Source organism: Pseudorhodobacter sp. (assembly GCF_030452865.1).
GTDB lineage: Bacteria > Pseudomonadota > Alphaproteobacteria > Rhodobacterales > Rhodobacteraceae > Pseudorhodobacter.
The window spans coordinates 1-11,436 of the sequence record NZ_JAKDLJ010000083.1 but is presented as its reverse complement, the minus strand read 5'-3'; the positions used below and the strand labels follow the sequence as shown (position 1 = coordinate 11,436).

Annotated in this window: 6 protein-coding genes; 1 reads left to right on the top strand and 5 read right to left on the bottom strand. The window is 62.0% G+C overall.

Annotated features, from left to right (window positions below):
• From L0H65_RS07095 to L0H65_RS07080, 4 genes are all read right to left on the bottom strand, one after another.
• The coding region (locus L0H65_RS07095; protein ID WP_301458139.1) for a hypothetical protein at positions 1-187 on the bottom strand (187 nt) is incomplete at its 3' end.
• 1 nt (position 188) lies between these two features.
• Positions 189-1,202, bottom strand: a complete 1,014-nt coding sequence (locus tag L0H65_RS07090) for a glycosyltransferase family 2 protein (RefSeq protein ID WP_301458138.1) — start codon at positions 1,200-1,202, stop codon at positions 189-191.
• Between the two features lie 4 nt (positions 1,203-1,206).
• Positions 1,207-7,545, bottom strand: a complete 6,339-nt coding sequence (locus tag L0H65_RS07085) for a type I polyketide synthase (protein ID WP_301458137.1) — start codon at positions 7,543-7,545, stop codon at positions 1,207-1,209.
• 360 nt (positions 7,546-7,905) lie between these two features.
• Positions 7,906-9,318, bottom strand: a complete 1,413-nt coding sequence (locus tag L0H65_RS07080; protein WP_301458136.1) for a hypothetical protein — start codon at positions 9,316-9,318, stop codon at positions 7,906-7,908.
• Positions 9,319-9,646: 328 nt separating this feature from the next.
• Here L0H65_RS07080 and L0H65_RS07075 point away from each other — a divergent pair, with 328 nt between their 5' ends.
• A complete protein-coding gene (locus L0H65_RS07075; RefSeq protein WP_301458135.1) occupies positions 9,647-10,396 on the top strand; it encodes a WecB/TagA/CpsF family glycosyltransferase in 750 nt (249 codons plus the stop codon).
• Position 10,397: 1 nt separating this feature from the next.
• Here the strand turns inward: L0H65_RS07075 and L0H65_RS07070 are convergent, their stop codons facing one another.
• A complete protein-coding gene (locus tag L0H65_RS07070; RefSeq protein ID WP_301458134.1) occupies positions 10,398-11,366 on the bottom strand; it encodes a glycosyltransferase family 2 protein in 969 nt (322 codons plus the stop codon).
• Positions 11,367-11,436: the final 70 nt, after the last annotated feature.

Sequence of the window (11,436 nt, the reverse complement as noted above, 5' to 3'; positions counted from 1 at the left end):
ACATGCCGCCCAATCGCTGCGCCAGTGTCTTGTCCTGCGCCTCAACCCGCAAACCTCTGATTTCGCCCCATGCCCGCACTTCCGGGTTGCGCGTCACCATCGCGGTGATGGAATGGCCACGCGCCAGCAGCGCCTCGGCGCATTGGATGGTCAGGGACTCATTACCGATAATCAGCGCACTCGACATTTTACACTCCTTCCCGCTTGGTTGCGGGCGACGGGATTGGTTTCGCTGCGGACAATGCCAAATTGCGCCAGGCGTGAACGATCAGATCCGACAGGAAACGCGGCGGGTCGCCCCTGTCCTTGTGCTGGAACAACAGCCGCAAACGCCAGAGGCTTGACCCCAGCACCAGCGACAATGTGGCAAGTGCAGCATAGGCCCGACCGCGGGTCTTGGCGAAATAGTACAGCCTGCTGTCAAACCAATAGCCGGGCATCCGTGCCCATGTTTTCATGCCTGTGGAGACGGAGCCGATATGCGTCACCCGGCTTTCGCGCACATAATCGGTCGGAAAACCGGCAGCGGCCGCGCGATGGCACAATTCTGTTTCCTCAAAGTAGAGAAAGAAGGCTTCGTCAAACAATCCGATGGTGTCCAGAGCGTCCTGACGCATCATCAGACTGGCACCTGCCAGCCAATCCACGCGGGTCGTCGCTGCCGGGATCGGTTGCGCGACGATATGACGGCGCAACAACCGGCTGACGGGACCAAAGCGCACCGAGGATTCAAACTCCGCCAACACCGAGGGGAAGCGAAAGGCGGTGCGATGCGGGCTGCCGTCGTCGCCATGGATGTAGCTGCCGGCGAAACCGGTGATCGGGTTGCGGTTGAGATGGTCGTAAAGTGCACGGATCGCACCCTGGTCGGGGAACGCATCGGAATTCAGGATATAAACGTAGTCCGGCCGGGTGCCTCCCGGAAATCCAGGCGGCAGTCCGGCGCGGATACCAACGTTGTTGCCCGCACCAAAGCCGCCGTTATGGCCTGCCTGGATCACCCGCACGGGGGTTACGCCCTTGTCCCAGCCGCGCGCTGTCACCGCCGCGGTCAGTGCCTCGAATGAGCCATCGCCACTGTCACTGCCCACAATGGTCACCGCTCCCGGCAGCCCCGCCATCTCGCGCAAAGCCGCCTCCGCCGATTGCACCGTCATATCGGCGGTGCGCCAGTTCAGGATGACGGTCAGCAGGGTTTTCATCACCTCACTCCGCCGCCTCTGCCAAGGCGGGCAGAACACCTGGCTCCGCCTCGGCGATCACCCGGCGCAAGGCACCTGCCAGGGCGCGGACATTGGGTTCCAGCACCATGCTGTCATGGTCCCCCGGCACTTCGACCACCTGCAACGCGGGCGCGAAGCGGGTCAGATCATTGTCGGCAAACACATATTCTCTGGCCGCGCTCACCCATTGCCCGTTTGAAACCTGCCAGCGCCGGTCAAGCGGCGGGCGAAACAGCACGGTCGGCCCTTTGCGCAACGGCAAGGGATAGCGCGGCAAGGCGGCGCGAAACGCCGCTTCGATCGCGGCATTGTGGAACGCACCTTCGGCGGTGGCTTCGGGTGCGCTGTTCTTCGTCCGCTCCCACTCCCACCGCGCTTTCGCCCAATCAAGCAGATAGCCGGGGCCACGCGCGCGCAGTTCCGCCAGTTTGATCCGCGCCTTGTCACCGCGCGACAGGCCGGGCCGCAGCGGCAAAGGCGTATCCAGCAGAACGAGCAAGGAAACTTCCTCCCCCGCCTTTTCCAACTGTTTCGCCATTTCCCATGCGGTCAGACCACCACCGGAAAACCCGCCCAGCAGGTAGGGGCCGTGCGGTTGCACCTCCCGCAGTTCGGCGATGTAATCCGCAGCCGCTTCGGGGATTGTCTGATGCGGCGGCTGATCGCCGTAAAGCCCGCGCGCCTGCAAGCCGTAGAAGGGGCGCTCCCCGCCGATCAGTTGCGCCAGATGGCGCAGGTTCAACACATTGCCGAACATGCCCGCCACAAGGAAAAACGGCGTCTTCGGCCCGCCGTCACGCTCATGCATTGCGATCAGATGGGTGAAGCGGCGTTTGGGTTTGGGTGCCTCGGTAGCAGTATCTTGCGGGCCGATACGTTCCTCAATCAGGGCAGCACAACCGGCGATCGTTGGTGCCTCAAACAGCACCGAAATCGGGAAATCCACACGGTAGGCTTTGCGCACCATGGCAAAGAGACGCACCGCGATCAGTGAATGGCCGCCAAGCGCGAAAAAGTCATCCTCCACCCCGACCTGACCAACGCCGAGCAGGTCTTGCCAAAAGCCGGTCAGCGTCCGCTCGATATCGTTGCGCGGCGCGATATAGTCGCTGTCAAGCTCGGGTCGCTCAAAGCTCTGGCCTTTCGAGCCAGCCACCTCTGCCAGCGCGGCTTGCGCGATCAACCCCGGCAGATCGAGCGAGGACACTATGATTTGTGGCAGGTTCATCGCCACGGCACGGGAGAACGCCTCCGCCCCTTGCTGCGCCGGGATACCCTGCGACAGGTTATGCGCCAGACGTTCCTCGGCGGCCGAAAGCTGCTTTTGGCCGGGGTCGTCAAACACCAATTCGCGCGGGTCCGGCGCGGTGAAAGCAAGCGCGCCATCCAGGCGGCGGATGGTGAAGCCGTCGATTTCAACGACCACCTTGCCCGAAGCGTCGGCCAGCGTGATGTCAAACACCGCTGTCGGGTCGCTGGCGCGGTTGGCCGCCGCATTGCGCACCCATGAGATGATACGCCCGGGCAAAGTGCCAAAGACTTTGACGCGGGCGTAGGACAGCGGAACCCATAGGTGATCGGATCGGTAGCCGTCGATCAACCCCATCGCCCAACCGGTCGCCATGTCCATCAAGGCCGGGTGCAGGTGCCATGGCCCCGCCTCCGCCTGAAACGCGGCGGGAAGCGCCAGATGTGCGATGCCCTCACCCTGACCATAAGCGCGGGAATGGAGCACGCGCCAGCGCGGCCCGAAGGTCAGATGCGCCTCTTGCGGCGAAACCAGACCCTCTCCGGTTTCGGGGTCACCGCAGCGCACGGCAATCGCGGCGGGATCAATGGTCGGGGCGAGATCGCGCAACGGAAGCAGCCGCGCCTGCGCGTTCAACTGCCAACCCTTGCCGCCATTGGTCGGCACGGCAGAACGCAACTCGAACCCATAGCCCTCCTCACTCAGCGACAGCGTGGCGCGGATATCCGGCACATCGAGCGGGCGGAAGAAATAGAGGTCGCGCAATTCAAACGAGGTCAGACCTTCATGCGCCATCGCTTCCGCGGCAATCTCCAGATAGCCGGTTCCGGGGATCAGCGCGTGGCCGGATTTGGTGCGATGGCTGTCCAATATCCAACGATCCAAGCCATAGTGCGCCGTGAACATGCGGTGGCCTGCGGCATCGAATGTCACCTCATCCAGCATCTTCGCCTTGATCGGAACCCGCGGCGCAGGCGGGTGGTCACCCCGGCGGTCGGCCAACGCCGCCGCCGCCATGCCGACATCGGCCCAGATACCCCAGTTCAGCGCGGTGACCTGGGTTTTCCCGCCTGTGCGGGATTGCGCATAGGCGTTGAGGTATTCATTCGCGGCCACATAATCGACCTGCCCCGCAGGTCCGGTCACGGTAGACGTGGACGAGAACAGTACCAGCCGCGTGATCGACCCATCCGGGAACAGATCCGCGAGAACCTTGGTGCCATGGATTTTGGCCGCGAGCACGGCTTCGACTGCTGCCGGGGATTTGGTCAGCAGCGGCGCGTCGTCGATGACCCCCGCGGCGTGGATCACCGTATGGATTGGCCCGAAAGACTGTGTGATCCGGTCGACCGCCCCGCGCATCTCCTGCGCGTTGGTCACGTCGGCTGCGAAAACCGCAACCTCGCCCAGTTTTTGCAGGCTCTGCAAGGCGATGATGCGGCTGGCGGTGGCGTCAGTCGGGCTGTGTTTCGCCAGATATGCAGGCCACTCTGCCACATCGGGCAAGGGATGACGGGCGATCAGCGCGATCTTCGCGCCAAACCCTGAGATCAATTTTTCTGCCAAGGTCAGGCCGATGCCACCAAACCCACCTGTCAGCAGGACGGGCGCGCCTTGGGGAATGTCCGGAATCGCATCCGGCAACTGCGCGGGCTTGACGGTCTTTTCCAGTCGTTTGTTGCCCCGCAACGCTGCAATCCCATTGCCGGGCGTGGCAAAAAGTTCCTCCTGCACCTGCGGCAGCAGCGTCGCGTAGTCCGGCTTGCCCCGGCGCGGCGTGGGCGGCAGCACAAGGTCGCAAGTGGCACAGGTGACGCCGGGCAACTCTTTCGGGATCACCAGCGCCGGACCGGCGATCATCGCCCTTTCCGGGTAGGCCAGTCCTTCGGTCCGCACCTGCGCCGCGCCATCGGTGAACACCGTTATATGCGGCGGTTGCGCGAGGTTTTCTTCCGCAAGCGCCTGACCGAGGAACATCAGGGAATAGAACCCCTGTTCGATATTGCGGTGGAAAAAGCTGGAACCGGGGCGGAAGGTTTCCGCTGCCGTGACCAGCCAGAAATGCGCGATGCGATCCGGGGTTTTGCCCTGCGCGATCAGATCCCGCAGCAGCGCGTCATAGCCTTCACGTCCGGATTCCGGCGCGAGCCGGTAGCCGCCTTTGCCATCCGCCCCGAAGGCATCCCCGGGGCGCACCGGGATAACGCGGTGACCTGCGGCGGCAAGCGGCGCAAAGGCAGCCTCGGCAAGACCTGCGGCATCCATGAAAACAAGCCAGGTTTGCGGCGGCAAGCTGTCAAAGCCCGCTTCGATATCGACATCAGTTTCCACAGCGCGGGGTCGCCAATGCGGCTGCCAACCCCAGTTTGTGATATCTTCAATCCGCCTCGGCGCGTCAGGCGCTGTTATCGCCGCTTTCCCCGGTGCGATGAAATATTGTTTGCGCTGAAAGGCATAGGTCGGAAGCGGGACGCGGCGGCGCGCTGCGTCGCCCCAGATCGGCGCCCAATCCACATCCACACCGCAGGCCCAGAGCCGCCCGATAGTGGCAATATGCCACTGGTCATCGGGTATCGTCTGCTCCGGGTGGCGCAAACCGGCTATGACCTGCGCCGCCGGCACCCCGTTGGCTTGGGCAAGTGAGGACAGGGCGCGACCCGGACCGATCTCCAGAAACACGCGGTTCGGGGCTTTCAGCCTGTCCATACAGGCAGCGAAATTTACCGTGTTGCGCAGATGTGCGACCCAGTAATCCGGATCGGTGGCCTGCGCCGCCGTCAGTTCCACGCCTGTCCGGTTCGAGATAACCGGAAGCTGCGGCGCATGCAGCGTGATCGACCGAAGGTAATCCGCGAACCGGGCGAGGATGGGTTGCAACATGCGGGAATGGGCGGCGATGTTGATTGCAATGCGCTGAGTCTCAATCTCTTGCGTCGCCAGCGTTTCTGCCAGGGTTTTCAACGACGCATCGGGGCCGGATACCACACAGAGACCGGGCGCATTGACGCTTGCCATGTCGAGATCAGCGCTCAGCAGCGGGCGAGCCTCCGCCTCATCCAGTGGGATCGACAGCATCCCGCCGGGTGCGATGGTATCAAACAGCATGCCGCGCAGGTGGATCAGGCCGATGCAATCTTCAAAGCTGAGAACACCCGCAAGACAAGCGGCAGTATTCTCGCCCATCGAATGACCGACCAAGGCGGCAGGTTGCACGCCCCAGGACTGATAGAGTTTCGCGAGCGCGAATTCGGTGATCATGATCAGCGGAAGCTGCGCCGAAGGCCTTTTCAGTGCCTCATTCGCGGCATCTTCCGCACCTTTTTCAGGCAGCCACAAAGCCCTTATATCAAAATCCAGTTTCGGTTGCAGGATGCCCAAGCCACGGTCCATCCAATCGGCAAACTCCGGTTCTGTCTGGTACAGATCGCGCGCCATGCCCGCGAATTGCGCGCCGCCACCGGGGAACATGAAGACCACTTCGGGCGCGTCCAACGGCTCATGGGTCCAGATGCGCCGAGGGTCCGCGCCTTCCAGCAAGTCTGCTGCCTGCGTGTGGCTTTCAGCCACGATCACGCGGCGTTTTTCAAAGGCGCGGCGGCCTTCTTTCAGCGTCCAGGCCACATCGGCAAGCGGCTGTTCGGGGTGGGCGCGCAGATGGGCGGCAAGGTTTTTCGCCTGCCCGTCGAGCGCCGATTTGGATTTTGCCGATAGCACCAGCAGTTGAAACGGCCAATCGCTTTCGTTTGATGGGCCGCGGTCGGGCGCTTCTTGCAACACCACATGGGCGTTGGTGCCACCAACACCAAGCGAATTCACCCCCGCACGGCGCGGGCCTTTGCGGCGCGTCCACTCGGTCAGCCGGTCATTGACGCGGAAAGGCGACCTTTCGAAATCAATCGCCGGGTTCGGCGTGGTATAGTTCAGGCTGGGCGGCATCTGCGCGTGGTGCAGCGCAAGGCTGGCCTTGATCAGGCTGGCGACCCCTGCCGCCGTATCCAGATGGCCGATATTGGTTTTCACCGATCCGATGCGGCAAAAGCCCGTCTCATCAGTGGTTTCGGCAAACGCCTCCGTCAGCGCCGCAACCTCGATCGGGTCGCCAAGAAAAGTGCCGGTGCCGTGACATTCGATATAGTCAATCGTATCTGCCGTGACGCCCGCAACCGCCTGTGCTTCGGCAATCGCGCGGGCTTGACCATCGACCGAAGGTGCCAGATAGCCAGCCTTGGCGGCGCCGTCGTTATTGACTGCCGAGCCTTTGATGATCGCCCAGATATGATCGCCATCGCGCAGCGCATCCGCTGCACGGCGCAACACCACAACCCCGGCGCCGGAGCCGAAAACCGTCCCCTGCGCGCTGGCATCAAAAGCGTGGCAATGGCCATCGGGCGACAGGATTTCGCCCTCGTTGAAAATATAGCCGCGCCCTTGGGGCAGCTCAATCGTCACACCGCCCGCCAGCGCCATATCACATTCACCGGTCAGCAGGGCTTGCGAAGCGTAATGCACCGCGACCAAAGAGGTGGAGCACGCCGTCTGCACGTTGATCGACGGGCCCTTGAGATCGAAAATATGGCTGACGCGGGTGGCAAGGAAATCCTTGTCGTTGCCAGTATGGCGCAGCAGGAACATGCCGGTGTTTTCCACCAGATCGGGGTTGGAACACAGGTTGAAATAGAAATAGCTGCCCATGCCGCAGCCACCATAAACCCCGATCGCGCCCGGGAAGGACTCCGGCGGATGGCCCGCATCCTCCAGGGCTTCCCACGCCACTTCGAGAAACTGGCGGTGCTGCGGATCAAGGATCGCGGCCTCTTTCGGCGAGAAACCGAAAAATTCCGCGTCGAAATGGTCAAAACCCTCCAGGGGTGCCGCGGCAGGAACATAGTTGCGGTGCCGCAGGCGCTCTGGGCTTTCGCCTGCGGCCAGTAACTCAGCTTCGCTCAAATGGCGGATGTTTTCGACGCCCGCCGCCAGATTGGACCAATATTGCGCAACAGTTGCCGCACCCGGAAGATGCGCCGCCATGCCGATAATCGCGATATCATTGTCGCCGAATGTTGTTTGGTCCATCAGGTTTGTCATTCCGTCTGCCTGTGGCCCTCCCTTCCGCGCGCTCGTAATAGGCAGGCCGCCACCTGCCGCTGCAAAGTAATTGTTCTTCTACGATAAAATATCTTAAACGCCGCTCCGTGAACACCCGCATTGGTGTTCATGGTGGAGTGGTTCATCATCCGGGACAATGCCGCAGTCTTGCCACATTCCTGCCATTTTGCTTGCAAGAACGCGCCTAAATCGCGGTTCAATTGTGGCAAAACCGTGGACATTTTGACGGCTGCGGCATAATGACCGGGCGATTGGCCCGGCTTTGGAAACGGTGAAGGGCGCTTGTTTTGCCCGTCTGGCAGCGAATCATCATTAGTTCAATGGGCGTCACAGCACGGTGCGCGGGCCGTTGGCATTGGCCAATCCGGCGCGCCATGCTGCCTGCCGATTGCTGCGGCGCTGGGTTGCAAGCGCCTCGGCATAGCCAAAAAGCGCCCCGCCCATCAACCATGTGAACGGGATCAACGTCGCATTCGGCAGCAGGTCCACAAGGTTCACGGCATATATCAGCGCGACGGTGCAGGCAAAGCGTGAAAACACCCGCGATGGCGACAACAGTGCCTCCCGCCCCAACAACATCAATGGCAGGATCAAAAGCCCGAATTCCGCGATATAGCCCAACCAGCCATAAGTCCCCAACACGATGATCCAGCGCCCATCTGGGATTGTCAGTATCCGTCCCGTCCCCGGGTCCAGAATCAGGTTGCGACCATAGCCCCCCCACCCGAACCACGGCTTGAGCAGCGCGCGGGCCAGCAGTTCCTCCTCATTGGTGATCCTGAATTGAAGCGATTGATGCCGCTCCGGGCTGTAGGCCATCGCATAGTCAAGAATCCGGTCCAAAGGCACAAGCTGCGCGCCCCGCAGCAGCGGATAGGTGATGATGACCGCGGCAATAGCCGCTGCGAAGATCAACTGCCACCGCCGCCCGACCAGCAGAATTGCAGGGGTCAGCATCAGCGCATATACCATCGGCCCCACGCTTTTGCAGATGTAAAGCACGCCCAGCAAATAAAGGAAAACCATCAGATTTTTCGGCCGCGCCTCAGCAGTCCCCGTGCGCAAAACAACCAGCGCCGACATCGCTGCCATCAACGCGAAAAAGGCCACCCAAAGCCCGTGAGGCATGAAGACCATCGGGCGGAAGCCGCCGTCCCGCATGCTTTGTGAGAAATCGTGCTGAAAGAAACCATAGACCCAGATGTTGATTTGCGGCGACAGCCGCGCCTCCAACAGCATCGGAACCGAATAGACCAGACCCGCCGCGACCAACGCCCCGACAATCGCCTTCATCCCGGCTTCGGTTTTCAGGATGTGCCGCGCAAGGAAAAACGGGATCAGGGCAATGAACTGATAGCTGATCATCGAGAAGCTGTCGTAAAGCCGCATCGCAGGCACCGGCTTTTCCACAATCGGAATCGCATCCGGGTTGGTCAGCGCCGTCGCAAACGGGCTGACGATATAGAGCACGATCAGCAATCGACCGACAAATCCCTGCGGCAGAAAACTGATCCGTTCATCCAGCACCCAGATCGTCAGCACCAGCGCGCACAGATTGGCAATGGTGAATTTATCCATTTCCGGCACAGCAGGCAGGTCAAAATTCGCCAAAGGCGGCAGCAGCATGTAGGCGGCAAGGATTGACCAGACCAGCGCCTTTTCCGGCGGCAAGCGTCGAAACAGCACCGTCGCGATGACGGGCCAAAGCAGCAACATAAGATAGGCAAGCGCGTTGGGCATCGCCTTGCAACTGTCCTTTCCAATCCGCGCGCGGACCGAGGTTCGCGACGGCACAATCTAGCATAGCATTACAGGCCAGACCATCATGGCACCGCACACCACGCGCGGTTGTTGCATCGGCAACGCAACGCTTAAACCATGTCCGGGCAAGCAAAATCATCACTTGGCAAAGCGAAATTCGTTATTCCGGCACTCACCCGCCTCATTCGCAGCAAATGCGGAAACAGAGTGTTGCAACCCTCCGCGCCAAATTTTTCGGCACCGCCCCATCGCCTGAATCCTTTTATCATGCTAACGCAATGCTGCGCGTTACGATTGGGTCTTCATCGTGAAATTTACGTTTGCCGACACTGTGATAACCATCACCCACCCGGACGCCGCCTCGGTTCTGGCAGCGGTGCAGCAAAGGCTGACGGCGGGAAAGGGCTTCGCGCTCGCCACGATCAACCTTGATCATCTGGTAAAGTTGCGCGCCAATGCCGCCTTCCGTGCCGCTTATGCACTGCAGGATATGGTGGTGGCCGATGGCAATCCGGTTGTGTGGTTGTCGCGGCTCGCAGGGCAGCCGGTTTCATTGGTCCCCGGGTCTGACCTCGTTCTGCCTTTGGTGCGGGTGGCGGCGCGGGTTGGGCGGTCGGTGGTTCTATTCGGCAGCACTGCCGCAGCGCTGGAAGGTGCGGCGCAGACATTGCGCGAACAGGGGCCGGGGGTGAAGATTTCCCAAACCATTGCGCCGGAATTCGGCTTTGACCCAAGCGGTGCGGCGGCTGAAACCTTGCTCACCCGCATCGGTCAGGACGGTCCTTGCCTGTGTCTGATCGCACTTGGCGCCCCAAAGCAGGAACAGTTCGCCGCCCTTGGTCGCAAGATCGCGCCGCAGGTCGGATTCGCGTCAATCGGGGCGGGGGTGGATTTCCTGTCCGGCCATCAACACCGCGCGCCAGAGTGGGCGCGTCGTTTTGCGGTTGAGTGGCTTTGGCGCATGATGCAAAGCCCGAAGCGCCTGTTGCCGCGCTATCTGTCCTGCGCCGCGATCCTGCCGGGTCAGGCGCTTTCCGCCATGCGCCAGCGGCGTTAGGTCATTTGTATTCAATCAGGCCGCTGCCGCTGCGCCGCAGGCGACCGAACCAATAGCCCATTACGCCCTGCGCCTCGGGCAGTTTGCCCAAAACGGTGAAAAACGCCGCCTCCGGCCCCATCCGTGGCAATAAGCGCACCACTTGCACCGGCCAGAGCAGCAACACGGCAAACCCCAGCGGATGGAACAGACCGGCTGCAACCGCCAACAAGGGAACGGCCAACCCCCAGAACAACGCGCGTCGGCTCTCCGTGACCCAATGACGCTCCGGTGCCTTGCCATGAAGCGCGGCACCTTCGGCGAAGGCATGGCCCGCCCGCCTGTTGCGCTGCCACCATTGCGCGATCCGGGTGATCGCCGCGTCATGCAGCGTCATTTCGGCGTCAATGCGCCAGATTTCATGGCCGAACCGGCGCAGGCGAAGACACAGTTCCGGCTCCTCCCCCGCGATCAGACTTTCACGAAAGCCACCGACAGCGCGCAAGTGCGCTACCCGCATCAGCGCGTCACCGCCGCACGCCCGCGCCGGGCCGATCGGCGTGTCCCACTCCCGATCACACAGGCGGTTATAGGGGGAGGCGTCGGGAAAACGCTCCCTCCGGCGCCCACAGATCACGGCGGCGCGTGGGTGGTCGGCCATCGCCGCAAGGGCCGCAGCGACCCACCCGGCATCAACCACACAATCCCCGTCGACAAACTGCACGAATTCCGCCGTCACCTCTGCCAACCCGGCGTTGCGCGCGCGGGCAGCGGTGAAGGGTTGCGACATATCCAGCGCCAAGACCTGCGCCCCCAACCCACGCGCCAATGCAACGCTGCCATCGCCAGAGCCGCTGTCAACATAGATCACCCGCGCCACCTGCGGCAAAAGCGAGGCGATGCAGGCGCGCAACCGCTCGCCCTCATTGCGGCCGATGACCACGGCGTCAACGCAGTGCCGCGTGTCGGGAAAGGAAGGGAAGGCGGGCATGGGGCAGATTTTCCAGGGGGGGGTTCTGGGTGGCTATGATCCTGATCATAGGCGCCCGAAACGGCTTTGA